Origin of the sequence: Alteromonas sp. BZK5, from assembly GCF_014349115.1 — a bacterium.
Taxonomy (GTDB): Bacteria; Pseudomonadota; Gammaproteobacteria; order Enterobacterales; family Alteromonadaceae; genus Alteromonas; species Alteromonas macleodii.
This window is the reverse complement of the sequence record NZ_JACSOE010000022.1, coordinates 38528-64710: the sequence shown is the minus strand read 5'-3', so window position 1 is coordinate 64710 and position 26183 is coordinate 38528. Positions and strand designations below refer to the sequence as shown.

Here is a 26183-nt window from a genome sequence, read left to right as displayed (position 1 = left end):
ACTGCTTGTTTCTTTGACGAGAAGAGCGTACCACTTTTAGCAGTTGGCCTCCTCTTCTACACCTTTCCATGAATGTCGCACTTATTATCTGAAATCGGGTTTAATCAGTGCTAACAAGTAAGTTTGTGAGTGATTGGAAGCTGCTGTGGTCAAAAGTCGAAAAGAAAAAAGTACCGAAGCGAACTCCAAGTGTTTATTGGGTTTGTATAAGTCTCGGAAAATTAGTGGGTTGGTTTGATTCAAAAAGGACGGGACGAGTCGGCAGGGAGCGGTTATGGGAAGGATAGTTTTACCACAAACCATCCTTGAAGGTTACCTGTTAGCCAAGTCTCTTGATCAATGAGATGTGATCAAGAGACAGGCACCTTGGTCAGGGCGCACTCGATTCGGACGATGCAGCTCGTGCAGGTCATGCCCTCGATGGGCAGGCTGATCGCTGCTACGGTGGCACGACCAGCACTTGTTAATGGCATGCTCAAGGTGTCTTCTCAAAATTGAAATTAGACATACAGGGTACTTGAGGGTTACTATGTTGTAAGGTTAAGCCCTATTTTGAGCGCTGCTGGTTTGGACGATTTCGCTGCGCATAGACGCGGCGCGCCTTGGCTCGCAGGCTGTCTCCTGATCTTTGTCGGCGAGTGCGATCAAATTATCGCAGCCTCGTTAATTCTGAACGGCATGAGTAGCTGTTCGAGAGTTGGAATTTTTGAGAAATGACTTTACGCAAACAAGTTAACGCGCCCCGCGGTGCAAGCGACGATCTGGCTTCTTTGTCACAGAATGACGTTACGATCCTGGCCGAGACCTTCCGCCTACTGGGCGACCCGTCTCGGTTGAGAATAATGCTGTGCTGCATGAAGGGTTCCTCCTCGGTTGGGGACATCGCGGAATCCCTCGAGCTTTCGCAGTCGCTGGTCAGTCACCACCTGCGGCTGCTGCGTGGAGCCCGCCTTGTGAAGGGGGTGCGCCAGGCCAAGCAAATTTTCTATGAGGTGGACGACAAGCATGTGAACCAAGTGCTGCTGGACATGTCCACTCACATCGTCGAAGAGCACAACGACGATTAGCCGCGGGCGAAGCGCTCGTTGCGATGCGGATTGCGATCTATTACAAGCTGGGGCCGTATGACCGCCCGCGGCTACACTCAATGAGATGAATGCGGGTCCAATTCTGATCAATCAGAAGTTCAGCGCGCTTATCGACCGCAAGTGAGGCCTTATTGAATGCCATCGCGATGACCGCCTCAGCCACAAGTTCGCTGATCTGCGGGCCGACTACATGTACGCCGAGGATTTCGTCTGTCGTAGGATTTGCGATCACCTTGACGAGACCCGCTGTCTCGCTCAATGCACGCGCGCGACCGTTAGCCATGAACGGAAATGTACAGCTACGATATGCTGCGCCCGCGTATTTGAGCTGCTGCTCGGTGCGACCTACCCAGGCGATTTCCGGGCTGGTGTAGATGACGTTGGGGATCGTGTTGAAATCGACATGACCGCGATGGCCTGCAATGCGCTCGACCACAGCGACACCTTCTGCGCTCGACCACAGCGACACCTTCTTCCTCTGCCATGTGCGCTAGCATCAGGCCGCGCACCACATCGGCGATGGCCCAGATACTGGGCACGCTGGTGCGCCATTCGCCGTTCACCACGACGGCTCCGCGCCCATCCAGTTCAAGGCCGACGGCGGCCCGAGTCATAAACGCCAGACCGTTTAAGAACTGCACCTTGTTTTTTCGGAACAGATAGAGTTTGCCTTCGTTGCTCGACTTCACGACCTGATTCTTGCGCTCCAGCATCACAGCCACGTCCATGCGTAGCTCGCCCGTGGACATGATGCCGAGCGCGCCGAAGTGGTGCTTGGCTTGGTCTAAGTTTTTGGACGACTGCAGCAGCGCCTTTGACGGGATGCACCCGATGTTGTTGCATGTACCGTCTTGGGTAGGCTTGCCTTCCTTGGTTTTCCAGGCATCGACGCAGGCGACATTCATGCCTAACTGCTCGGCGCGAATCGCTGCGATGTCGCCACCAGGCCCGGCGCCAATGACGATGACGATGACGATGACGTCGAAGTTCGTGTCCATGATTGAAATCTCCTAGATGTTTTCAGGCGCTTTCCTGCGTGGTGCTCGCGCTGCGGTTTTGGCCAGCCAGCGCCCCGTCCGATCTGGCTCACGACCATCCGAACCTTCCGGCGGGTCATCCTCTATCTGCGTCAGCACTTGGATCTGGGCCAACATCATCACGACCTGATTGTGGACGACCTGCACAGGGTGTGGCCAAGAGGATAGGCGTACTAAATAGCCGCATCGCCGCCACTCATCTTTCGCAGTCCTTAGTATGGTTTGCTAAAAATACATTGCATAAACATATGTTCATGTATTATATTTTACGTACAGTCAACCACCTAATTTCTGCGCGAGGCCCTGATGTCCCAATCGCACGATGAACATGGTCACGACCATGACCACACTCCAAAAGTGACCGGCGCTAACGAACGCAAGGTCTTGCTGTCCTTCTTCCTGATCTTCGGCTTCATGATCGTGGAGGCTGTCGGCGGCGTGCTGTCGGGCTCGCTGGCCCTTCTGGCCGATGCGGGCCACATGCTGACCGATGCAGCAGCGCTGGCTCTGGCATACGCGGCATTCCGGTTCGGGCGCCGACCAGCTGACAGCAAGCGCACCTTTGGCTACCTTCGGTTCGAGGTCATCGCCGGCTTCCTGAACGCTGTGACGCTCTTTGTGATCGTGGCATGGATCGCCTATGAAGCATGGGAGCGACTGCAAGCTCCGCCCGCCATCCTTGCCGGCCCGATGATGATCGTCGCCGTGCTTGGATTGTTGGTAAACGTTCTGGTGTTGTGGATCATGACCCGCGGAGAGACCGATCACGTCAACGTGAAGGGGGCCATCCTGCACGTGATGGGCGACCTGCTGGGCTCGGTCGGTGCCATCGTCGCTGCAGTGGTCATCTATCTCATTGGTTGGACGCCAATTGACCCCATCCTGTCGGTGCTGGTGGCAGCCCTGATCCTGCGCAGCGCCTGGAAGCTCCTGGCGAAATCGATCCACATTTTGCTCGAAGGTGCGCCCGAGGACGCTTCTCCGGAGCAGGTGGAACAAGGCCTGATGGGCGCGGTGCCTGGCTTGGCGGCCGTCAGTCATGTGCATGTATGGCAGCTTACCTCTGGTCGCACGATGGCCACGCTGCACGTTCGCCCTAGTGTGGCTGAGGAAGCGCGCACCGTGGTCAAGTGCGTAGAGGTGGTGCTTCGAGAGCAATTTGGCATCGAGCACGTGACGGTCGGGATCGAATGGAACTCTCCTGGTGAAAAGAACCTTTGCAGCTTGCAGCCGACAGGTGGGCCGCAAGGGCACACCCCACATGAGCATGACACTAGCCACAGCCATGAAAAGGGTCATAAGCACGACCATTCCGTCCCGGGTCATCAACACTGATGCTGCAGCCAGCGTAGTGCTGGCAGCTCAGGGACAAGAAATCCATGACTTCTCGAAAACACGCCAATGGCGACAATGCTCAGAATTGCGCCACCAATGCTCAGCGTTCGGCCCCAGAGCTCTTGGCGCTCTCTCATAGTGACGTCGCTGTTCTCGCTGAGACTTTTCTCCTGTTAGGAGATCAATCGCGCCTGAAGATCCTGCTACAGTGCATGCGCGGATCAGTCGCGGTGGGCGACATCGCAGAAACGCTCGATCTATCCCAATTCTTGGTCAGTCATCATCTGCGGCTCCTGCGTGGAGCTCGACTTGTGCGTGGATAACGTCAGGCGAAACATATCTTCTACGGCATCGCGGATGAGCACATCAGTCAAGTGTTTCAGGACATGGTCTGTCACTTCTCTGAGGAATGATTGCGAATTGCGTCGAACGCAAAGATGCCTACTTTTTGCTGGGCATTTTCGCGATTGCGCAAGAGAGGTGCCAGCCCGTCAGCAACTGTAATGCGCCATCCCAGTCCTGAGTAAGCGCGACTTCGCCCATGCGTGATGTTTGGGTGACGGTTGTATGAATCTGACCGCACTCAATCCCCTGGGCCTCATCAGCCGACGCCAGCTTTCACTCCCCCCCATCGTGAGCGTAGAAATTAACCATGCTAACTTCATGAATTAAATAATTGAACATATCTTCATATGTGTGCTAAAATTCAATCTGCATTTTGAAAATGTGTCGAAACTGTAAGCACGTGCGCCGCACGCCGCACGCCACAACCACAGACGATCGTAAACAGAAGGACAACAGCCTTCTTTTTTAATGATTAACACATGGATGTATGTTCATGTGTTTGTTATATTTAAGCAGTATGTGCGGCGTGCGGCGAACCTAACTTGCAAAGTGTTCAGAGAACTTGGAGGTAGATATGACAAGGGAAATAACGGAGTACCAGGACAAGGCTAGGGAGCAGCTGAGCTTCCGTGTGGAGGGCATGGATTGCGCGAGCTGCGTCGGCAAAATCGAGAAGGCCCTTTCCCGAATGGATGGGCTGACGGACGTGCAAGTCAATTTTTCTAGTGAAACGCTGACGTTGACTCGCAATCTGAAAAGCCGCTTCACTGCTCGCGATGTAGCTAAGAAAATCAAAACTTTGGGGTTCGGTGTGGAAGAACTGCCAGTGTCGTCGCTCTCGATTGCGGCCGTATCGCGCCAATCGGTCCATGCACATGACCACAGCGAAGATCACAAGGATGGTCACGCTTGCGGCGGTGATCATGGGCACGGCCACACGCAAAAGACAAACGGCGGGCATGAACACGGCTCCTGCAGTGGACATGATCACACCTCACACGCTCGCCGCGAGCCCCCTGGTAACCCACCCAACGTTTCGATGCACGTGGAAGGCATGGACTGCGCGAGCTGCGTTGGCAAGATTGAAACGGCTCTTGCTCGCATGGCGGGCGTATCAGATGCCCGCATCAACTTCACGGCAGAAACGCTTGAGCTGACGCTCGCGTCTGGAAGTCCTACACATATTGGCGACATCGAGAAGACCATCAAAAGCCTGGGTTTCGGCGTCTCCGACGTGCGCCGCCTTGATGGATCCTCGCCTGCCGCGCCTGCCCGCGTGCCCTCAGCTATCACTCAACGCTGGTGGCAGACGAAGAAGGGTAAGCATGTGCAGGGCCTAGCAGCTCTCATGGGCTCGGCCTATGCAGTTGCTCAATTTATCCCCGGCTATGCCGAATGGATCTTCGCCGCTGCCGTGATCGCTGGCGTACTCCCGTTCGCGCGCAAAGCCTTCGCGCTGGCCATATCTGGCTCCCCGTTCTCCATCGAAACACTGATGGTTGTCGCCTCGCTGGGCGCGCTCGTGATTGGCGAGGCCGAGGAGGCCGCTGCTGTGGTGTTCCTGTTCGCGGTCGGCGAGCTGCTTGAAAGTGTGGCCGCTGGCCGCGCCCGCGCCGGCATTAAAGCGCTGGCTTCTCTGGTGCCTAAAACTGCTGTCTTGCTCGACGCCAATGGTGGGCAGCGCGAAGTGCCCGCTGCCTCCCTGAGCGTGAACGACCGGGTTTTGGTGCGCCCGGGTGATCGAGTGCCCGCTGACGGCAAGATCTTCCGCGGCGAAAGCAGTCTCGATGAATCTCCGATCACAGGGGAGTCCGTGCCGCGTCAAAAGGCCGGTGGCGATGACGTATTTGCCGGCTCGATCAACGTCGACGGTGTGCTTGAAGTTCTGGTTGAGAAGGCTGCATCGGACAACACCATCTCGCGCATCATCCAGCTCGTCGAGCAAGCTCAATCCTCCAAGGCGCCGACGGCACGCTTCATCGAAAAGTTCAGCCGTTACTACACCCCGGCCGTGATGGCCATCGCGGCGCTGATCGTCGTGGTTCCCCCGCTTACCATGGGTGGTGATTGGGGCACTTGGCTGTACCGTGGTCTTGCTTTGCTGCTAATCGCGTGCCCGTGCGCCTTGGTTTTGTCAACGCCGGCGGCCATTGCCTCGGGACTGGCTGTTGCTACTCGCCGAGGTTTGCTGATTAAAGGTGGCAACGCCTTGGAAACCATTGGTCGCGTTCGCACAGTCGCCTTCGATAAGACTGGCACGCTGACAGAGGGCAAGCCGCGCATCACTGAAGTCGTGCCTTTCGGGCAATCCAAGCAGCAACAGGTACTGGCGCTCGCCGCCGCCGTCGAGTCTGGATCGAATCACCCGTTGGCGAAGGCAATCGTTGCCCACGCCAAGAGCCTCGATGTGGAGGTTCCACAAGCCACCGAAGCATTCGCTATCCCGGGCAAGGCAGTTCGCGCTACCGTGAACGGCAGCAAGCTAGCCGTGGGATCGCCCGTCCATGCAGGGCAGATGGCCACGCTGACCCTCGCGCACCAGCAGGAAATCGCCAAGCTGGAAGATGGTGGCAAGACGGTGGTGGTTCTGTTCGACGAAGCAAGCAAGAATGTCATGGGCCTGTTGGCCTTGCGTGACGAACCTCGCCGTGACGCCCGCGAAGGCGTGGCCCAGCTCAAGGCGATGGGTGTGCGCTCGGTCATGCTCACCGGTGACAATCGGAGAACTGCGCAGGCCATCGCCGGCAAGCTGGATATCGAGTGGGAGAGTGAGTTGCTTCCGCAAGACAAGTTGCGCCTGGTCAACGACTTGAAGCGCGACGCGAAGGTGGCGATGGTCGGCGACGGCATCAACGACGCGCCGGCCTTGGCGACCGCCGATGTAGGGATCGCCATGGGCGGCGGCACCGACGTGGCCCTAGAGACCGCAGACGCTGCTCTGCTCAAGAGCCGCGTCACGGACGTTGCGCACCTGGTGGCGCTGTCCCGCGCGACGATGGCCAACATCCACCAGAACGTAGTGTTCGCCATTGGCCTCAAGGGCCTGTTCCTAGTCACCAGTGTGCTGGGTATCACTGGCCTTTGGGTTGCTGTGCTGGCCGACACCGGTGCCACCGCTTTGGTCACGCTCAATGCGCTGCGCCTACTCCGCTTTAAGGGTGCCCAAGAGCCAGCCGATGGCCAGAACGGAGGTCATCAAAGCTCTGTGTCCGTACAGGATGCCCATTGAGGTATTGCAGAGGGCTTGAACTGCCGTTGTTGCGGCGCCAAGCCCTTCCATATCTTCATCTGTAAATCGATCTCCGAAAACATCGATGTTAGGCGATAAACGAATGCCTTTAGAACAACGAGTTTAAATAGATGGGATGATCGGACGTGGATAATGGGCTCAGATGCGTCCCTTTCGGCCGTAACTGCATCTCATGCGTTCACCGGGAGGCCGGAAGGTTCCAGAGCTTGTAGTCCAGTCCCATGCTCGTCATGGTCATCGAAAAAGGCTTGACCTTGACGTGGTTGTAAGGGCTAGCCTTTAGAAACATATGCGAACCGCTTCGGATGGACCGAAGCCCCGTAATAAAAAAGGTAACTTCCATGCATAAAAAAATCAGGATCATTTTGGTAGCTAGCGTCATCGCGGCCGTCGGGGGGATAGCGGTGGCTGCCCGAGATGGCAAGGATGAAAGTAAACCAGCAGCACCACCAGCTGGCGCACCGATGGCACCGCAGGTGCCTGTGGCTGAGGCCATCACGCGCACAATCACGCCGTCAACTGAGTTCACCGGCTTTTTGGCCGCACCGAAGGTGGTCGAGTTGCGCTCGCGTGTGGGGGGGCCGTCGACGCGGTGAGCGTGCCCGAGGGAAGTCTGGTACGCAAGGGGCAATTGTTGTTCCAGATTGACCCACGGCCTTTCCAAGTCGCGCTCGACACCGCCACGGCGCAGTTGCGGCAGGCTGAGGTGCTGTCCAGTCAGGCTCAGGCCGACTTTGATCGTGCCGAGCGGCTTGTTGCCACTGGCGCCCTGTCTCGGAAGACCTATGACGATGCAGTCTCCGCACGCAATGCGCGTCAGGCGCAGGTACAGGCGGCAAAGGCCACAGTCGCAGCGGCGCAGCTCGACCTGTCCTACGCGCGGGTATCGGCACCAATTGCCGGGCGCGTGGACCGAGTGCTGGTGACCGAGGGCAACCTGGTCAGCGGCGGCGGTGCAGGAGCAGCCACGCTACTTACCACGATCGTGTCCATCGATCCTGTGCACGTCTATTTCGACATCGATGAGGCAACCTACGTCAATGTGGTGAGCCGCTCGAGACCTGGTTCAGGGACTCATGCTTCGTTGCCCGTTCAAGTAGGCTTGAGCACTGACAGAAACTTTCCGTACAAGGGCGTGCTCGACTTCGTCGGCAATGCGATTGATAGAAGTACCGGCACGATCCGCGCTCGCGCGGTCGTCCCCAACCCTGATGGACGGCTGACGCCTGGGCTGTTTGCGAGGGCCAAGCTCTCCACCGCAAGCTCTCGGCAGGCCGTCCTCATCGACGACCAAGCGGTTGGCACCGATCAAGGCCGAAACTATGTTCTGGTCGTGGGTGAAAACAACCAAGCTCAGTATCGTCCGATTGAGCTGGGTCCCGTAGTCGACGGTCTGCGCGTTATAAACGGTGGCCTGCAGGGTGGCGAAAAAATCATAATCAAAGGCCTCGTACGACCTGGTATGACTGTCACGCCGCGCATGGTGCCCATGCAGGGGCCGGCAGCACCGGCCGCCGGCGCTCCCGACGCGACTAAGACTGCGGCTAGTGCCCCGGCAGTCCCTGCGGAGTCTGCCAAGGCCGCTGGGGCGGCTGGGGCCGATCAGGTCAAGGCTGACAGCGCAGCTGGCTCAGCGGAGGCTCGCAAATGAATTTCCCCCGTTTCTTCATCAACCGCCCTATCTTCGCAATCGTCCTTTCGGTGCTGATGCTGATCGCGGGCGCGATCAGCTACTTCCAGTTGCCACTGAGCGAGTACCCTCAGGTTACCCCCCCAACGGTACAGGTCACGGCGAGCTATCCCGGCGCCAATCCGCAAGTGATTGCCGACACCGTGGCATCGCCGCTAGAGCAAGCCATCAACGGCGTGGAAGGCATGATGTACATGCAGTCCCAGATGTCCACGGACGGAAAGATGGTGCTCACCATCTCTTTCGAGCAACACATCAACGCCGATATCGCGCAAATCCAGGTGCAGAACCGGGTGTCGCGTGCGCTACCCCGGTTGCCACCCGAGGTCCAACGCATCGGCGTTGTGACTGAGAAGACCGCGCCCGACATCCTGATGGTTGTGAACATGCTATCGCCAGGGGATCGTTACGACCCGCTGTATGTGTCCAACTACGCGATGCTCAACGTCCGTGACGAACTGGCACGCCTGCCGGGCATCGCCAACGTGTTGCTTGGTGGTGAGGGTGAGTACGCGATGCGGGTCTGGCTCGACCCCGAAAAGGTTGCGTCTCGTGGCATGACCGCTAGCGATGTGGTCGCCGCCATTCGGGAGCAGAACGTGCAGGTTGCGGCCGGCTCTATCGGTCAGCAGCCTAACGCCTCGTCTGCCTTTCAGGTCACCGTCAACGCACTCGGGCGTCTCACCACCGAAGAGCAATTCGGCGATATCGTCATCAAGGCTGGCACCCACGGCCAGGTTACACGCTTGCGCGACGTGGCACGTGTGGAGTTAGGTGCGGAGAACTACACCATGCGCGCCCAACTTGATGGCGGCAACACGGTTGGCATTCAGATCCTGATGACGCCTGGCTCCAATGCACTAGATGTGTCTAGCGCGGTACGCGCGACGATGGATCGTCTACAAGCAAGCTTTCCAGAGGGCATCGAGTACAAGATCGCCTACGATCCTACGGTCTTCGTGCGGGCCTCGCTTCAGTCTGTAGCGGTCACGCTGCTAGAGGCGATTCTGCTGGTGGTGATCGTGGTGGTGCTGTTCCTGCAATCCTGGAGAGCGTCGATCATCCCGCTGATCGCCGTGCCGGTCTCGCTGGTCGGCACCTTCGCCGTAATGCACATGTTCGGCTTCTCGTTGAACACACTGTCATTGTTCGGCCTCGTACTCTCAATCGGCATTGTTGTGGACGACGCCATCGTCGTGGTAGAAAACGTGGAGCGCCACATGGCACTTGGCGAGTCGCCCAAGGACGCAGCGCTCAAAGCCATGGACGAGGTTACTGGCCCGATCCTGGCCATCACCTCGGTGCTGGCGGCGGTCTTCATTCCCTCGGCGTTCCTGTCTGGGCTGCAAGGCGAGTTCTATCGCCAGTTCGCGCTGACCATCGCGTTCTCGACCATCCTATCGGCGATCAATTCGCTCACACTGTCGCCCGCGCTGGCCGCCATCCTGCTCAAGCCGCATCATGGCGCGGCCCAGCCCGATCGAGTCACGCGCCTCATCGACGGCCTGTTTGGTGGCTTCTTCCGCCGCTTCAACCGCTTCTTTGACAGCGCCTCGAATGCTTATGTCGGAGGCGTGCGCCGCGCAGTTCGCGGAAGTGCTGTGGTGCTGCTGCTCTATGTCGGTTTCCTGGGGTTGACGTGGCTGGGCTTTCATAAGGTACCTGCCGGCTTTGTGCCCGCACAGGACAAGTATTACCTCGTGGGCATCGCCCAGCTTCCGACTGGTGCCTCGCTGGACCGCACCGACGCGGTTGTCAAGGAAATGAGCAAGATCGCGCTTGCCGAGCCTGGCGTCGAAAGCGTGATGGCATTCCCCGGCTTCTCCTTCAACGGCCCAGTGAATCAGCCCAACACCGCGCTGGTGTTCGCCATGCTCAAGCCCTTCAACGAACGAAAGGACCCGTCGTTGTCGGCGTTCGCCATTCAAGGCAGGCTCATGGGCAAATTCAGTCAAATACCGGACGGCTTCGTCGGGATTTTTCCTCCGCCACCGGTGCCTGGCCTGGGTTCAATGGGCGGCTTCAAGTTGCAGATCGAAGACCGTGCGGGCCTGGGGCCAGACGCACTTGCACAGGCCCAAGGTCAGATCATGGGCAAAGCCATGCAAGCGCCTGAGCTGGCCAACATGTTGGCCAGCTTCCAGGCCAATGCTCCACAGTTGCAGGTGGACATCGACCGCGTAAAGGCCAAGTCGCAAGGTGTGTCGCTGACCGAAGTTTTTGACACGCTGCAGATCAATCTGGGCTCGCTTTATGTCAATGACTTCAATCGATTTGGCCGAACTTACCGAGTGATGACGCAGGCCGATGCGAAGTTCCGTATGCAGGCTGAAGACATTGGCATGCTGAAGGTGCGGAACGCTTCGGGGGACATGATCCCGTTGAGCGCGATCGCGACGATCTCACGTAGCTCCGGTCCCGATCGAGTGATGCACTACAACGGGTTCCCATCAGCTGACATCAGCGGCGGACCAGCACCGGGCTATTCGTCTGGCCAGGCTACTGCCGCGATCGAGAAGATCGTGAGCGAATCGCTGCCGGACGGCATGACCTACGAATGGACTGACTTGACGTTCCAAGAAAAGCGGGTTGGCAACACCTCCATCTACATTTTTGCGTTGGCAGTGCTGTTGGCATTCTTGTTCCTGGCAGCTCAGTACAACAGTTGGTCGCTTCCATTCGCTGTTCTGTTGATCGCGCCCATGGCGTTGCTTTCGGCGATCGCCGGTGTTTGGCTTACGGGCGGCGACAACAATATCTTCACGCAAATTGGCTTCGTGGTGCTCGTAGGCCTGGCAGCCAAGAATGCAATTCTGATCGTGGAGTTTGCCCGTGCCAAGGAGAGTGAAGGTGTCGATCCGTTGGCGGCCGTGCTTGAAGCGGCGCGGCTGCGGCTGCGCCCGATTCTGATGACGTCACTGGCTTTTATCGCTGGCGTGATACCGCTGGTGCTCGCGAGTGGAGCGGGTGCCGAGATGCGTCACGCAATGGGTATCGCTGTGTTCGCCGGCATGTTGGGCGTGACGGCATTCGGTCTGGTGCTCACGCCGGTGTTCTACGTCGTAGTGCGCAAGCTGGCGTTGCGTCGTGAAGCCAGTCAAGCCCGCGTCGGTATGAGCGACAAGCATAACGGCCAGGAGGAATTTTGAGATGAAGAAACCTTTCGCACTCACACAACCTGCCAAGAGCTTGGCACCGGTAGCTTTCGCGATAGCGTTAGCCGGTTGTTCCATGGCACCCAAGTACGATCGGCCGCCAGCGCCGATTGATATAGTATATCCTTCGGGCGCGGCCTATGCAGAACCGGCGAAAGCGACGCCAGAGGCCCCAGTCACGGACGCGGCCGATATCGGCTGGCGAGATTTCTTCCGCGACCCGCTGTTGCAACAATTGATCGGTATCGCGCTGGAGAGCAACCGCGACATGCGCAAAGCTGCGCTCAACGTTGAGGCGGCGCAGGCACTGTACCGCATTCAGCGCGCTGAGGTGCTCCCGAACTTGGGGGTATCCGGCAGAGGGGCCGCAGAACGACTGCCAGCCGATCTCAGCAACACCGGCGCTGCCGACGTCGTGCGTCGTTACGAGGTTGCTGGGGTGACCGCTGCCTGGGAACTGGACGTCTGGGGCCGTATCCGCAGCCTCAGCAACCAAGCGCTGGCTTCCTACTTGGCTATGGACGAGACTCGCATAGCGACGCAGATGAGTTTGATCTCTGAGGTTGCTAACGCCTATCTCACGTTGCGGGCTGACCAGGAGTTACTGCAGTTAACAGGCGAGACGCTCGGCACGCAAAAGCGTTCGCATGAACTTACTGCCCAACTGTTCGAGGCTGGCAATGCCACGCAACTTGACGTGCGCCGCTCGGAAATTGTACTGCGTACAGCCGAGGCCAACTTCGCGGACTACACACGTCAAACGGCCAAAGACCGAAACGCGCTAGTGCTACTGCTCGGCCAGCCGCTGACGCTTGAGCTGTCGCAGCAACTTGACAAAGCCATAGTGCTGCCGGATGGCATCGTGCCGACCGAACTGCCCAGTGGCCTACCTTCTGAGTTGCTCGTGCGCCGACCGGATGTGCGCGCGGCCGAGCAGGTACTTCTGGGTGCCAACGCCAGTATCGGAGCAGCGCGAGCCGCTTTCTTCCCCACCATCAGCTTGACGGGTTCGGCGGGGACGGCAAGCGCATCGCTTGATGGGCTCTTCGAATCGGGTTCGCGCGCCTGAAGCTTCTTGCCGCAGATTACGGTGCCTATTTTCCGGGGTGGCGCGTTGCGCGCCAATCTGGATGTGGCGCACGTAAAAAAGCGCATCGAGATCGCCAACTACGAGAAGTCCATTCAAGTTGCTTTTAGTGAAGTGGCTGATGGCCTTGCCGGCAAGCGAACACTTGATGAGCAGATTCGTTCAGAGCAATTCCTGGTTGCTGCTAGTCAGGGCATGTATGACCTGGCCGAGCAACGTTTCAGGGAAGGTGTGGACGATAACCTCACCTTGCTTGACGCGCAGCGTACGCTGTACAGCGCGCAGCAGACGTTGGTGCGTACGCGTCTGGCTCGGTTGAGCAACCTTATCGCGCTCTACAAGGCTCTGGGAGGCGGGTGGACAGAGAGCACACCAAGTGGTGTGGCGCAAGCGAGTCGATAGTTAGTTTTTCCCTACTGGCACTGGTATTGGATATTCGTACCAAGAAATGACGCATGGTGGCAGTCGCCTCCATGCGTGTGTAGATGAGTATGAAAACCGGCGAGCTTGCAAAGCTAACGAGGACTCCCTGGGTTCTACGAGGCTCAGGGTCTTTTACCTGCTCCTGATCGTTATAGCAACAACTAAAGGCAATAAAGGCAGGAGCAAGTTGAGCGGTTGCAGCTTATACTAAGTTGCAAAGTATTAGGTATCAGTCTGGAGCAGATCCGGACTATCTCAGGGGGTAGCTTTGACCGACATTTTTGATGTATTACAGGTAAATTTGGGATCGCTTTACGTCAATGATTTTAATGGATTTGGCCGTACCTACCGTGTAATAACTCAAGCTGATGCCCCATTCCGTATGCAGGCAGACGATATTGGATTATTGAAAGTCAGGAATTCTGCTGGTGATATGATCCCTTTATAAGTATTGATCAATATCAAACTAACTTCAGATCCTGATCGCGTTATGAGATACAACGGCTATCCATCCGCTGATATTACGGGAGGTACTGCATCAGGATATTCTTTTGGTCAGGCTACAGATGCTATTGAGAAAATAGTTAAGGAAAATCTACCTGAAGGTATGGCGTACGAATGGACTGATCTGACCTATCAGGAAAAATTAGCGGGCAATTCCGCACTGTATATTTTCCCATTGGCGGTATTCTTTGCATTCTTGATTCTTGCCGCTCAGTACAACAGTTGGTCGCTTCCATTTGCTGTGCTGCTTATTGCACCAATGGCACTCCTTTCTGCAATTGGCGGTATATGGATCTAAACGGTGATAATAACATCTATACTCAAATTGGCTTCGTTGTTTTAGTCGGGCTGGCCGCAAAAAATGCCATTTTAATCGTTGATTTTGCAAGGACTCAGGAGAATTAGTGACGATCACCGCTTGGGGCCGTACTCGAGGCAGCGTACTTACGTTTGCGTCCTATTTTGATGACTTCTCTTGTATTTATTGCTGGTGTGATATCTCTTGTACTAGCTAGTGGTGCTGGAGCAGAAATGCGTCACGCCATGGGTATTGCAGTGTTTGCCGGTATGCTTGGTGTAACCTTCTTTGGATTACTACTTACGCCGGTGTTTTACGTTATAGTAAGAAATCTGTCATTAAGAAAAAACGCAGAAAGTATAGTCAATCTTTAGTGAAAAGATATCAGAGTGAAATGAGTTTAGACCTTGACCTTACAACAGTGGAAAGCCCTACAATCAGAAGTACTCAAACCAAACTGGAGGTATATAAATGCAATTTCATTTAGAAAATATGACATGTGGGGGCTGCGCCCGGACGGTAACTAAAGCAATTAAGGATATAGACCCAGAGGCTACAGTTTTAACTGATCCTCCGACTCGTAAGGTGACGGTAAAAACTTCATTATCAGTTGAAAAGGTCTCCTATGCTCTAATTGAAGCAGGCTTCCCTCCTCGGGATTAGTATTTTCCTTTTACGGTTGCCTCCTGAATGAGGCAACTTTAAATTTCGCATTCAGGGCATTCATTCATAGACTGGACCTTAAGAATTAAGCCCATGCAGTATCCCATCTAACGTGATGTTTTGTTTGTCTTTTGACTGTTGGGCTTTTTGGGCGTTCTTCGTTATATAACGGGTCGCCCAATCTATCCTCTCCGCTATTTCTGACCATGCGTGCTGGCTGATGCTTTCAAGATCGGCAACAGCCAAATTTCCACATTTTTGGCGGCCTTGAATAGCTAGACTGATGGCATGATTTGAAGAAAGACGCTTCGCCGAATGATCAGAGCGAGCAGGCTTGACCATACCAAACCATCTACAATCGCTTTCTGTGCCGCCATAAATTTCTGCAAGTTTGTATGGGATTTCAACTCTTTGAATCGCAACTTCACCTGCCAGCGACAACGATAGATTGCCATAACATCATCCGCTTAGTAGGTTTCCCGCGGGAGGTTGATAAGCCAGATGCAAAATCGTATTTCTCCGGCAAAACAGAGCCTTATTACTCTGAATATCTGCTTTCCTCGACGAACTTGCAAATCGAGCGTAAGCGCCTCATAAACCGCGCATTCTAATCACCTAACACGCAGAATAAGATCAAGTCTCCAACCATAAGGAGATTTAAAATGGCAAACGATGCACCAACCAATAATGGCAAACGCTAATCAAGCAATCTGAATCGAGTTCATTATCAACACTCACATTTTGTAAGCTCAATCAACTCAATCCCTCAACGTTCTCTGCCAAGCGCCAGCAACTCAACAACACTGGCGCATCTCAAGGTTTTGTTAGAGCAGAAGTCGTTGAAAAGATAACTCAGTATCAGGCCCAAGTGGCAACCGCCAACATGACACTCTTCGTCAATGATATCGAACTGCGCAATCCCCAATGCACGCCAGTAAGTAACCTGGCTGAACTCATCGGTGCGCTATCATGAAAGGCATGCTGAGCTCACTAGAGATTTATCTGTATCGTGAAAGTGTCGATTTTAGAAAGTCCATCAACGGCCTTGCCGCGATTATCGAAAGTGACACCGATTTACCGTTAGTAAGTGGCGCATTATTCCTGTTCACCAAAAACAGCGCGATAAAATCAAAGTGTTGTGCTGGCGTGTGCCACGAACAAAAGGTTAATACCTTTTGGATCTGTATTTCTGATGAGAGAAGGCCTCTCGAAATCTACCTGTAGGGGGCGGTTTCAAAACCACCAAGTGCTTCTGTAAAGTGCGGTTTGGAGACTTATCTGATCGCTCATTCAACACTGAGTTCACCTTCGCAGGTGATCTACACTTCGGAGCAGCTATTTAGTAAGGTATTCAATTCTTCAATCTATCTAACCGAGTCCACATAGGACAACTGCATAGACTGGAGCCTCGATTTACATTAACGAGGACTCCTCATGCGAAAACTATCTCCATTTATTCTGGCGCTTGCGCTGTCTCCTTTTGTTCAAGCTGAACCTGTGTCTGAAGTGTCGCCCGTTGGCAAAATTGACGGCATGGTTTCTTTACCTGTCACGGGTATGAAAGCGGTCGAAAGCAATAACCGTATTATTTTTATGTCAGACAGTGGCCGGTTCGTCATTGATGGCACGCTCTATGATGCCTGGTCCAAAAAGCCGCTTACCAGCCTTGAAGAAATTCGAGAAGCGGGAAACACGCTGGACTTAAGTCGCCTTGGCTTAAAAATGGCTGATTTGAACCCACTGACTTTAGGCGAAGGCAAAAAGAAAGTGGTGGTCTTTGTTGACCCTCGGTGCCCACATTGCCATGAGCTTTTGAAACAAGCCCTGCCGTTAACCAAAGAATACACCTTCCAAATTCTCCCTGTGCCAGTGCTTGGTCCAGATTCAGAGCGTCAGGTTCGCCAGCTTGGCTGTGCGCGTGACAAGAAAGCGGCCACCGATGCATTGCTGAATGGCCGGATTGGTAACCTAGAACAGGATGATGCCTGCAACTTAGAACCAATGCAGCGTACCTTGGTGACGGCTCAAATTCTGGGCATTCAAGGTGTGCCTTTCATTGTCGCCAATGATGGTCGCATCAGCCGAGGTCGTCCTTATGACCTTTCTGCTTGGTTGGAGGGGCGTTAATGAAAGCCTCTTTGTATTCAGGACAACGCGCTTCAGAGCTATTGCCAGTATTGGCCTATTCAGACGATGAGCAACTGTTTTTCATGGAAGACCAAAGTGTTGGCTTTGGTTTTCTATGTGACCCATTGCCGGGTGGTGATGAGTCTGTTGCAGACAGGGTTAATGTTCTACTCAACAACGACTGGCCAAAAGACACTTTGCTGCAATTTGGCCTTTACGCCTCGCCTGATATTCAAACCGACCTTCAGCGCATGATGGGCTTACGGCATCGTCAATCTGATCCATTGCTTAGGGCGTCGATACGCAAACGTGCGGATTTCCTCGATGGGGGCACGGTTCAATCGATAGAAGAATCGACCCAGACTCAGGTACGCAACTTTCAACTGATCGTCACCTGCAAATTGCCTTTGGAAAGTCCTATTCCGACGGAGCGTGAGTTGAGTCGAGCATCCGCGCTTCGGGCTTCTTTCTCGCAAGCGCTGGCAACGGTTGGTTTTCGCGTCACTGAGATGACTGACCGAAACTGGCTCGCGGCAATAAGTGCTCAGCTTAACTGGGGAAAAGATGCTTCCTGGCGTAATCCATCACCAATCCGCAGTGAGGCAGATAAACCACTTCGGGAGCAAGTGTTGGATTATGACCGAGCTATCAAGGTGGATAGCCAAGGTCTGATGCTGGGCGATTACCGAGTTAAAACCTTATCGTTTAAACGCTTGCCTGAGCGGATCTGGTTTGGTCATGCCGCAAGTTTTGCGGGCGATATGATGACGGGCAGTCGCGGTTTACGCGGCAGCTTTTTGCTAAATGTCACCATTCACTTTCCCTCAGCTGAGGCGATGCGATCTCGTTTAGAGACGAAGCGTCAGTGGGCGGTCAATCAGGCCTATGGCCCGATGCTCAAGTTTGTGCCGGTGCTTGCAGCCAAGAAAAAGAGATTTGATGTTCTTTTTGAAGCTTTGCAAGAAGGTGATCGTCCTATTCGGGCAAATATGACTTTGACGCTGTTTTCCCCAACGGAAGAAGCGTCCATCAGTTCTGTTTCAAATGCTCGAACCTATTTCAAAGAACTCGGATTTGAGCTGATGGAAGACAAGTACTTCTGTTTGCCCATTTTTCTGAATGCCCTGCCATTTGGTGCCGACCGCCAGGCGATGAACGACTTGTTTCGATTCAAGACCATGGCGACACGGCATGTGATCCCTCTGTTGCCTTTGTTTGCGGATTGGAAAGGCACTGGCACGCCGGTGATTAACTTTGTTTCCCGTAATGGCCAGATCATGAGTGTGTCCCTTTATGACTCGGGCAGTAATTACAATTGTTGCATCGCGGCGCAATCGGGATCGGGTAAGTCATTCCTGGTGAACGAAATCATCTCCTCCTACCTATCAGAAGGCGGGCAATGCTGGGTGATTGATGTTGGCCGCTCTTATGAAAAGCTGTGTGAAGTCTATGACGGTGAGTTCTTACAGTTCGGGCGAGACAGTGGCATTTGCTTAAATCCGTTTGAAATCGTTGAGGACTATGACGAAGAAGCGGATGTGTTGGTTGGGTTATTGGCCGCAATGGCCGCACCTACGCAGTCATTAACCGATTTTCAGATGGCAAACCTAAAGCGTCAGACCCGTGAACTGTGGGAGAAAAAAGGTCGTGCCATGTTGGTTGATGATGTGGCAGAGGCTTTAAAAAATCATGAAGACCGACGTGTGCAAGACGTGGGTGAGCAGCTCTATCCGTTTACGACACAGGGCGAATATGGCCGATTCTTTAATGGCCACAACAATATTCGCTTCAAAAACCGTTTCACCGTTCTGGAGTTAGAAGAGCTTAAGGGGCGTAAGCATCTACAACAAGTAGTGTTGCTTCAGCTTATCTACCAAATCCAACAAGAGATGTACTTAGGTGAGCGGGATCGTCGCAAGATTGTGTTCATTGATGAAGCTTGGGATCTGCTGACTCAAGGTGATGTCGGTAAGTTCATTGAGACGGGTTACCGTCGATTTCGAAAATATGGCGGCAGTGCTGTAACGGTAACGCAGTCGGTCAACGATTTGTATGACAGCCCAACAGGTAAAGCCATCGCTGAAAACTCGGCCAATATGTACCTGCTTGGCCAAAAAGCTGAAACCATCAACGCGCTCAAAAAAGAAGGCCGCTTGCCACTAGGTGAAGGCGGCTATGAATACCTGAAAACGGTTCATACCGTCACGGGTGTCTATTCCGAGATTTTCTTTATTACCGAAATGGGCACCGGGATTGGCCGCCTCATTGTCGATCCGTTTCACAAGCTGTTGTACTCGTCCCGTGCAGAAGATGTAAACGCGATTAAACAGTTAACGCGCAAAGGCCTTTCTGTTGCTGATGCCATCTCTCAGTTGTTGAAGGAGCGAGGCTATGAATAAGACCACGCTTTGGCCATTTATGGCCTCTATTACTTTGTCTATTGCAGGCAGCGGTTTAATGACCAGCTGGCTCTTAATGAAAACACTCGAACCCATCCACAGCCAGTTGGCGTTAAGTACGCCCATTGCAGTCGTAGATTTTGGGGAGGCGGTGTTGTCACTGGGCCCCAATGCCAGCGAACAAGACATCGAATCCAGGTTGCTTCAGACCAATCAGCAAATTGAAAAGTTAAAAACAGCCGGTTTTATCGTGCTGGATGCCCAAGCGGTGGTGGGTGCTGATGATTCCGTATTTGTGCCAGTAGGCTCAAAGGAGGTGTCTCATGCAGATACTCCGTAAAAGAATGCCTTGGCGGCCATACCTCATCCGGTTGACTGTTCTTGCGTTAATCATGGCCTTGGTAGGCACCTACGCCATGATGCGCTACCGAATAGGTATTGATACCCAGCAAGAGCGCTGCCTGCCTGATACCACGGTGTATCTGATTGACCTATGGAATAAAGAGCCCGTTAAGGATGGTTTGTATGCCTTCCACTCAAAAGGACTTGCTCCGTTATATAACGACGGTACTCGGATGCTGAAACGCCTAACAGGGATGCCAGGGGATGAAGTCAAGGTGACGCCTGAGCATGTACTGGTGAATGGTGCTGAAGTCTCTACCGGCATGGCATTAGCCCAGCGTCTTGGTGTGGCTGAAACAGAATTTAGCCGCTCATTGACGCTGCAAGAAAACGAGTATTGGTTTTCCGGTGAGGCCGCAACGAGTTTCGACTCCCGCTATTGGAACGCCGTTAAGCGCGAGCAGATTGTCGGTCGCGCTTGGCCGCTTTGGTAGGAGGTAGATGATGCAAAGACTATGTCTCTTATTTTTGTTGGTTGCGCCATTGGCTTGGGTTCAAGTGTCCTGGGCACAAGAGCCTTTTCCGTTGTCTGACGAAGACAAAAAGATCGTCGAAATGAGCCGCAGCATTTTACAAAGTGCTGTGGATGGTTCATCTGAATTTATTGAGCCTTTTGCACCGATTGAACAACCTGCGTCGCTCAAACACAACGATGAATGGTTGATTTTTGCGTCGTCTTCACTGGGAGATTCGTCACTGAAGCAGCTATTTAAAGAGGCCAGTGCTACCGGCGCTATTGTGTTGTTTCGGGGAATTCCTGAAGGAAAGACCTTGGGGGCGGCTATCCGTGATTGGCATACGCTGATGACGGGGCTTGATCCTGTTCCTCAGGTTCGAATCGATCCGAAAGCCTTTGTGCACTGGCGGGTGACTAGCGTGCCTGCCATTTTCCGCATAGAAGATGACAAGGTGACTGCAAGTGCACTAGGGGTTTACAGCAACGACTGGTTGCAGCGTCAAATTGAAACAGGCAATACCGGTTCATTGGGTCAACGCGGTCCTATTCATTCCATTTTAGAACCGGATTTGATGCAAGTGGCGATGCAGCGTTTACAGTCGATTGACCTGGGCGCATTAAAGAAAAAAGCCATTGAGCGTTTCTGGTCTCGCCAAACTTTCACTGACTTACCCAAAGCCACGCAGTATCGGATAAGAATGGTTGATCCAACCATCGTCATGAAGCGGCCACTATTGGATGCCAATGGCCGAACATTGATCCCAGCAGGAACGCGTATTAACCCGCTAAAAGCCTTGCCGTTTACTCAGCAGCTTGTGGTGTTTAATGCGTCGAACGCTGAAGAAGTGGACGCAGTTGCGCATTGGCTTGAGACGCAAGATAGGACACTGCGCCGCATTACGCTTATCACCACGCAGCTCGACCGTACTCAAGGTTGGAATAGCCTCAATGCGCTCGAAAAGACATTGGACAGTCCGGTTTACCTTCTCAATGCCTCGCTAAAGCAGCGCTTTGATCTGCAAGTCACCCCATCGTTTGTTCAAGCAAAGGGGCTCGCGTTTGAAATAGAAGAAATTCCAGCAAAGGAGCTTGTTCATGAAAAAGCTCAATAATACGTATCGTCTGTTGCGGACTCTCGTTGTCATGTTTGTCCTGGGCGCATCTATTTCTGCTAAAGCCGAACTGACCTGCCCAGACGCGGGTTTATTGTCCGGTAAGTTGCTGACGGATGTTTGCTGGTCATGCATTTTTCCTATCCGGGTTGCAGGTCTTCCACTTGGCTCTGGCAGTGTCCCAAGCGGCGCATCAAACAAGTCGTTTTGCTTATGTGAAGACAACTTAGGTGTGCCAAGGCCAGGTATTGTTACCAGCATGTGGGAGCCAGCGCGTCTGATTGAACTGGTCAGAACGCCGGGTTGTTCGCCTTCACTGGGAGGGATTCGCTTACCGTTAGGTGATAGGCGATTGCAAGGTGGTCATGGTGAAGGTGAATACGATACCGGTGATCTTGCTTTCTATCATTACCATTATTACGCCTTTCCGCTTTTGGTCATGCTCGATTTGTTCATGGATGGCAATTGCAATGCCGATGGTTACATGGATTTTGACTTGATGTATTTGTCGGAATTGGACCCAACATGGCTGAACGATGAACTGGCCTTTTTTACTCAGCCTGAAGCTGCTGCTGTTGCTAATCCATTGGCTATCTCTGCTTGTACCGCTGACGCTGCTTCATCAACGCTTGGTAAACCCATCGATCAGTTGTTTTGGTGTGCTGGCAGTTGGGGCCATCTCTATCCGTTATCTGGCCACACCTTAGCCTTTGGTTCATTAGCAGAAAACACCAGCCATTTAGCGGCGCGTGCAATCGCGGCTCAACACAGGCGTGGTCTTGCAAGACGAACAATGGGGAGCAGTGCGCTATGCCGACCTGTTATCGAACCCATGCTGCCGAAATCCCAATACAAGATGAGTATGTTCTTCCCTGTACCGGAAACTGAAAGTGCGCATGTCATCGGTGAAAGCACCATGAAATGGGGAGAGTGGCGAACGATCCCCGGTGCCGGTGAAGATGCGCTCTACATTTTGTGGCGCTGGCAAGACTGCTGTAACTCGGGAGGTTAACCATGAAACCAACACTTTTTACCCGAGTTTTAGCGGGTATTTTATCAATCACTATGGCGTGCCTGCCCTTACATGGTGTGGCCGCTGATGTGCAGCGCCAATCCGGCTTAAGCGGACAACAAGAAGGTAAGCAATTGCTGCAAAACTGGACGATGCCCGCACTCAATGGCAATACATTGTCGGTGCCGAATGGCAGTGGTAATGAGTCCATTAACTTGCAAGAGCTTTTCCCTGGTATGGATCAGGGCTCATTGGATGTCTTAACGGGCGTTTATGGCTCTGATGCCAGCATGAATCAATTGGGGACACAGCGCCAAGAGAGCATGGCATCCGAAAGTGGCGCTACGGGTGAAGCATTTCGTTCGCTACAGGAAATCAAAGACAGGTCTCGGCCAGATATGGTCAATGATCCGCTTTGGGCATTAACTGATGCGGTTCAAACTGACCCAAATCTATTAACGCAAAGCTTCCCCGGCTGTGAGTCTCAAGGTGAAGGCAGCCCAAACTACCAGCAATGTGACAGGCTCAATACAGCGGTTAACAGCTGCACGATTACTCACGATTACACGGCAGGCATTATTGAGCATGTTTCAGGACCAATGAACCTTCGCTCTTGTGGTGAGGGATGTCTTGAAGTTTGGATTGGACGAATTGGCGACAACTACTGGAGTGGCCGTTGTAAAGTGTTTGAACAGGCCATCACACTCAAAGTCGTGAACCCCGATGCGATTACCTCAGCCGTTCTTGAATACGCCAAATGGGATGACTACATGCAAGTGTGGCTTGGTGATCAGAAAGTCTGGTCTGGGCCGAACAATAACTTTCCACCAGAAACGGCTGGCCGCTGCGAGCTCAGTACAAGTTGGGAGCGCAATCCTAATACTGACTTAACCTCTAAGCTAAAAGCGGTAGAGCCCGGTTTAGAAGTGCCAGTAAAAATTCGCGTATCGGTAACGGGTAGTGGTGAGGGGTATGCACGTATCAAGGTGCGCTTTGATCCAACCAAGGTGGTGATGAATGATAGTTGGTCGCCACAATCCTGTATCGAACAAGCAGCGGATATCCCGACTAAGTTTTCAGACTACAGCATTCAATGCACGGATCAGCCGTCTTCAACCAACGGATGTACGGTGGTCAATGGTGTTTCAGTTTGTGAATCCTACTTTGCTCCAAGCCCTGTTGCTGGCATATCGCCTTTGTGTCGGCGTGTACAAGTCAGTGTGGATGATGAAAGCTATAAGGGGATTGAAAATCAGGCCTGCCAAGTGCTTGAAGCGAATCCTTCCTGTGGATTCATGTCGTCAGAATGTGCCGAAACCAATGATAAAGGTGAATGCATTCGTTTTACCGATACCTATGACTGTGGATTGCAAACCAGCGATCCAAAGTGCGTGGTATCCAATCTTATGCCGAGTAGTTTTGAGGCATGTGAGCCTACTCAGACGATTACGCCATTTACTGAAACCAAGCATGTACCGGATTACCAGGTGTGCGAGAAGATCAGCACGCTTACTCAGTGTCAGTTAGAACGACGTGTATCCGCTGAAACCCATCAACAAAGCTGGTCCATTGAGCGCGGTTGCTTTAGCTCTGAAACGCTCAGCTTTGTTCCACAGCACAGCAGTACCATGCAAACTGGAAACGCGACGCTGAGAGTGTTTGATAATCAAAATACTGAGATAAAAATCACCGAGTCGCCGTCCAAGGCAAATGGCTGGAAAACGACACTCTCATTGACGGGCAACAAGGAGACGGTCACAGAGACGAAACCGTCCATTAAATACCCTGAAATGACCTGTCCAAAAGGAACCTTGGTTGGCTCATTGTGCAAGGTCGTTAATGGGTCGATTATTTCGTGGCATGAACCGCAGGAAGTCACGCGTTCCAGATGTGAGTCCGGCTGGAACAAAGTCGATTTCGATACTTGCAGCCGAGAAGTTCAGAAGTGTTTGGCTCCTGCGAAACTGAGTGCTTCCTTGACCTTCTCTGGCAAATACTTAGAGCAAGACGTTGTTCATCAATCAAGTGATCCGGGCATAGACCAATGCTTGATGCAAACGGATCAGTTCACTGCGGTGCAGTGGCAGTGTTTGGATACGGGCATAAAACGAATCGACGGGTTAACAGTTGGTAGTGGCGAGTTGGCCAATCTTGGAAGCCTTTATCCGACGGTTGTTTCGTCTCCTGCTCATTTAACCAGTCGTGGCAGCTCTGATGGACTGGGGCTCTCATGCTGGAGGGCAAAAGCGACCTACAATGCTTCGACTGCTCATCCAGAATTCAACATGGGCAGCTCAGATAGCTGGGTAGATGCCAATGGTAATACACAAACCATCGTCAATAACGGACAAAACACGACCACCAATACGTGTGCCGCGCTGGAGCAAAACCCGGCCTGCCAGTATGTCAGAACCGAATGCACTGAAGGCGGGGCTGGTCATGAAGGCTTCTGTTATATCCAAAGTTTGGTGTATGACTGTGGACAAAGCGTTGAAGTGCAAAATGCACGAATGGAAACTCAATACAACTGTGAGGGGCCAGTTCGCTGTATGGGCACAGATTGTTTAGAGCCAGAGTCAATCAAGCAGGCTAACTTTGCAGAGGCCGCCGCGATGCTTAATGCGGCGCAGTTTATGACCAATGATATGTCATGCACGGGAGCTGATGGCCAAGATAACGTCGAGTGTACGGTCTTTAAAGGTAATGCTGGCCAGTGCAAAAAAGCCGTTGGCGGTATAGTGGATTGCTGTGAAAAGCCAAGTGGCGTGTCGTTATCGGATTACATCACAATGATTGTGGCGGTCAACAAGCTTGATACGGCAGTCATGGCCATGAATCCGTCGTCGGCAATCTATGGTTCCTGGAATACGCTTAGGGAGCCAATCACGAGTACTTGGAGTGCGGTCAAAGAGCCCTTTGTGTCTGCTTGGGACTCTCTTATGGGGGCTGGGCCATCAACGGCTGCTGGCGCGGGAGCGGAGCAAGCTGCGACTGGCTTCATGCAGGTGTTGACCAACAAAACGGCTGAATGGGTAGGTACGACCTTTGGTTCGGGGGCGCAATCGGCACTGTTTAGTAACGTTGGTGGCGCAGTTGGAGCCGATGGTGTCGTTTCGGGTGGTAACTTTGCGCTGGGTGGCGCTGCGGGCGCGGTTCTGAGTACGGTTATGACGGCCTACATGATTTACTCAGTCACCATGATCCTCATTCAGCTTATCTGGAAATGTGAGCAGAGTGAGTTTGAGATGAACGCTAAGCGGGTATTGAAGAGTTGCCACTATGTGGGCTCTTACTGCAAGTCTAAGTTCTTAGGTGCCTGTGTTGAGAAACGGCAATCATATTGCTGCTTTACTTCGCCGCTTTCACGGATCATTCAAGAGCAAGTGCGTCCGCAATTGGGCCTTGGCTGGGGCAGTGCGAAATCTCCAAACTGTGAAGGATTGACCGCGAGTCAGTTAAACCAGGTGGATTGGAGCCAAGTCAATCTGGATGAATGGATAGGTATCTTATCGATAACAGGCAACCTACCCGAAGTACCGTCACTGGATCTGGAAAGACTCACAGGCTCAGGAAGTACGCTAAACGTTGATGGAAATCGTCAGAGTGCCGCAGACAGAGCCCTTGAACGGCTAAACGGAATGGATGCCCAGAAACTGCGTCAGGAGGCGACGGAGGAAATTTCGGGGAATAACTAGAAGAAAAAATCTTTGTCAGCTCCAGTATATTTTGGAGCTGACATCGCGCTAGATGTTGCATTATATTTAGTAAAGAGAACGTTTTTGAGGACGGTTTATGGCTT

General features: G+C 53.3%; 20 protein-coding genes and 6 pseudogenes. 22 read left to right on the top strand and 4 right to left on the bottom strand.

What is annotated here, in order from left to right; translation table 11 throughout:
• Positions 1 to 134: 134 nt before the first annotated feature.
• Positions 135 to 343: pseudogene (locus BIZ39_RS08870) on the top strand (IS4 family transposase); the annotation flags it as partial.
• A 370-nt stretch (positions 344 to 713) separates the two neighbouring features.
• Positions 714 to 1067, top strand: a complete 354-nt coding sequence (locus BIZ39_RS08865; RefSeq protein WP_011788489.1) for an ArsR/SmtB family transcription factor — start codon at positions 714 to 716, stop codon at positions 1065 to 1067.
• A gap of 40 nt (positions 1068 to 1107) precedes the next feature.
• Here the strand turns inward: BIZ39_RS08865 and BIZ39_RS22240 are convergent, their stop codons facing one another.
• Positions 1108 to 1446 (bottom strand): hypothetical protein, encoded by a 339-nt coding sequence (locus tag BIZ39_RS22240; protein ID WP_231401330.1) that lies wholly within the window; start codon positions 1444 to 1446, stop codon positions 1108 to 1110.
• Positions 1388 to 2086 (bottom strand): FAD-dependent oxidoreductase, encoded by a 699-nt coding sequence (locus BIZ39_RS22235; RefSeq protein ID WP_015066563.1) that lies wholly within the window; start codon positions 2084 to 2086, stop codon positions 1388 to 1390. Before BIZ39_RS22235 ends, BIZ39_RS22240 begins: the two co-directional genes overlap by 59 nt.
• Before the next feature lie 345 nt (positions 2087 to 2431).
• Here BIZ39_RS22235 and BIZ39_RS08855 point away from each other — a divergent pair, with 345 nt between their 5' ends.
• Positions 2432 to 3460 carry a cation diffusion facilitator family transporter gene (locus BIZ39_RS08855; protein ID WP_011788490.1) on the top strand — a complete coding sequence of 343 codons (1029 nt, stop codon included), beginning with the start codon at positions 2432 to 2434 and terminating at the stop codon, positions 3458 to 3460.
• 44 nt (positions 3461 to 3504) lie between these two features.
• A pseudogene (locus tag BIZ39_RS08850) lies at positions 3505 to 3873 on the top strand (ArsR/SmtB family transcription factor).
• Here the strand turns inward: BIZ39_RS08850 and BIZ39_RS08845 are convergent.
• Positions 3855 to 4043 carry a hypothetical protein gene (locus BIZ39_RS08845; protein WP_148290650.1) on the bottom strand — a complete coding sequence of 63 codons (189 nt, stop codon included), beginning with the start codon at positions 4041 to 4043 and terminating at the stop codon, positions 3855 to 3857. The pseudogene BIZ39_RS08850 and the gene BIZ39_RS08845 overlap by 19 nt on opposite strands.
• Before the next feature lie 336 nt (positions 4044 to 4379).
• On the opposite strand from BIZ39_RS08845, the gene BIZ39_RS08840 reads away from it, so the two are divergent.
• From BIZ39_RS08840 to BIZ39_RS08795, 9 genes and pseudogenes are all read left to right on the top strand, one after another.
• Positions 4380 to 7034, top strand: a complete 2655-nt coding sequence (locus BIZ39_RS08840; RefSeq protein WP_011788492.1) for a heavy metal translocating P-type ATPase — start codon at positions 4380 to 4382, stop codon at positions 7032 to 7034.
• Between the two features lie 362 nt (positions 7035 to 7396).
• Positions 7397 to 7651 (top strand): hypothetical protein, encoded by a 255-nt coding sequence (locus BIZ39_RS22520; RefSeq protein WP_269464978.1) that lies wholly within the window; start codon positions 7397 to 7399, stop codon positions 7649 to 7651.
• Complete coding sequence (locus tag BIZ39_RS08835) at positions 7648 to 8706, top strand: efflux RND transporter periplasmic adaptor subunit (protein WP_316248249.1); 1059 nt, start codon at positions 7648 to 7650, stop codon at positions 8704 to 8706. The genes BIZ39_RS22520 and BIZ39_RS08835 overlap by 4 nt, the downstream gene beginning before the upstream one ends.
• Entirely contained in the window at positions 8703 to 11894 is a 3192-nt protein-coding gene (locus BIZ39_RS08830; protein WP_011788494.1) for an efflux RND transporter permease subunit, read from the top strand. Before BIZ39_RS08835 ends, BIZ39_RS08830 begins: the two co-directional genes overlap by 4 nt.
• A 1-nt stretch (position 11895) precedes the next feature.
• Positions 11896 to 13389 (top strand): annotated as a pseudogene (locus BIZ39_RS08825) (efflux transporter outer membrane subunit).
• A 216-nt stretch (positions 13390 to 13605) separates the two neighbouring features.
• On the top strand, positions 13606 to 13695 hold the full coding sequence (locus BIZ39_RS22610; protein ID WP_122040756.1) for a hypothetical protein: 90 nt from the start codon (positions 13606 to 13608) through the stop codon (positions 13693 to 13695).
• Positions 13679 to 14212 (top strand): annotated as a pseudogene (locus BIZ39_RS22605) (efflux RND transporter permease subunit). The gene BIZ39_RS22610 and the pseudogene BIZ39_RS22605 overlap by 17 nt, the downstream one beginning before the upstream one ends.
• Positions 14203 to 14586, top strand: a pseudogene (locus BIZ39_RS22600) (efflux RND transporter permease subunit). The pseudogenes BIZ39_RS22605 and BIZ39_RS22600 overlap by 10 nt, the downstream one beginning before the upstream one ends.
• Positions 14587 to 14683: 97 nt before the next feature.
• The gene (locus BIZ39_RS08795; RefSeq protein WP_015066565.1) at positions 14684 to 14875 is read left to right on the top strand and encodes a heavy-metal-associated domain-containing protein; all 192 of its coding nucleotides are present in this window, start codon (positions 14684 to 14686) and stop codon (positions 14873 to 14875) included.
• Positions 14876 to 14953: 78 nt separating this feature from the next.
• On the opposite strand, the pseudogene BIZ39_RS08790 reads toward BIZ39_RS08795, so the two are convergent.
• Positions 14954 to 15456, bottom strand: a pseudogene (locus BIZ39_RS08790) (IS4 family transposase); the annotation flags it as partial.
• A 119-nt stretch (positions 15457 to 15575) separates the two neighbouring features.
• On the opposite strand from BIZ39_RS08790, the gene BIZ39_RS22595 reads away from it, so the two are divergent.
• The 9 genes from BIZ39_RS22595 to traN all read left to right on the top strand — a co-directional run bounded on the left by BIZ39_RS22595 (position 15576) and on the right by traN (position 26079).
• Positions 15576 to 15848 carry a hypothetical protein gene (locus BIZ39_RS22595; RefSeq protein ID WP_071979591.1) on the top strand — a complete coding sequence of 91 codons (273 nt, stop codon included), beginning with the start codon at positions 15576 to 15578 and terminating at the stop codon, positions 15846 to 15848.
• Positions 15845 to 16099 carry an IS66 family insertion sequence element accessory protein TnpB gene (gene tnpB, locus BIZ39_RS08785; RefSeq protein ID WP_011788498.1) on the top strand — a complete coding sequence of 85 codons (255 nt, stop codon included), beginning with the start codon at positions 15845 to 15847 and terminating at the stop codon, positions 16097 to 16099. Before BIZ39_RS22595 ends, tnpB begins: the two co-directional genes overlap by 4 nt.
• A gap of 210 nt (positions 16100 to 16309) precedes the next feature.
• Positions 16310 to 17002, top strand: a complete 693-nt coding sequence (locus BIZ39_RS08780) for a DsbC family protein (protein ID WP_015066567.1) — start codon at positions 16310 to 16312, stop codon at positions 17000 to 17002.
• Positions 17002 to 19401 carry a type IV secretion system protein TraC gene (gene traC, locus BIZ39_RS08775; RefSeq protein ID WP_015066568.1) on the top strand — a complete coding sequence of 800 codons (2400 nt, stop codon included), beginning with the start codon at positions 17002 to 17004 and terminating at the stop codon, positions 19399 to 19401. The genes BIZ39_RS08780 and traC overlap by 1 nt, the downstream gene beginning before the upstream one ends.
• Positions 19394 to 19741: a hypothetical protein gene (locus BIZ39_RS08770; RefSeq protein WP_015066569.1), complete on the top strand. Its 348-nt coding sequence runs from the start codon at positions 19394 to 19396 to the stop codon at positions 19739 to 19741. The genes traC and BIZ39_RS08770 overlap by 8 nt, the downstream gene beginning before the upstream one ends.
• Entirely contained in the window at positions 19725 to 20237 is a 513-nt protein-coding gene (locus tag BIZ39_RS08765) for a S26 family signal peptidase (RefSeq protein WP_015066570.1), read from the top strand. Before BIZ39_RS08770 ends, BIZ39_RS08765 begins: the two co-directional genes overlap by 17 nt.
• A gap of 10 nt (positions 20238 to 20247) precedes the next feature.
• Complete coding sequence (locus BIZ39_RS08760) at positions 20248 to 21372, top strand: TrbC family F-type conjugative pilus assembly protein (RefSeq protein ID WP_015066571.1); 1125 nt, start codon at positions 20248 to 20250, stop codon at positions 21370 to 21372.
• A complete protein-coding gene (locus BIZ39_RS08755; RefSeq protein ID WP_015066572.1) occupies positions 21356 to 22384 on the top strand; it encodes a TraU family protein in 1029 nt (342 codons plus the stop codon). The genes BIZ39_RS08760 and BIZ39_RS08755 overlap by 17 nt, the downstream gene beginning before the upstream one ends.
• A 2-nt stretch (positions 22385 to 22386) precedes the next feature.
• Positions 22387 to 26079: a conjugal transfer protein TraN gene (gene traN / locus BIZ39_RS08750; protein WP_015066573.1), complete on the top strand. Its 3693-nt coding sequence runs from the start codon at positions 22387 to 22389 to the stop codon at positions 26077 to 26079.
• Positions 26080 to 26183 lie beyond the last annotated feature (104 nt).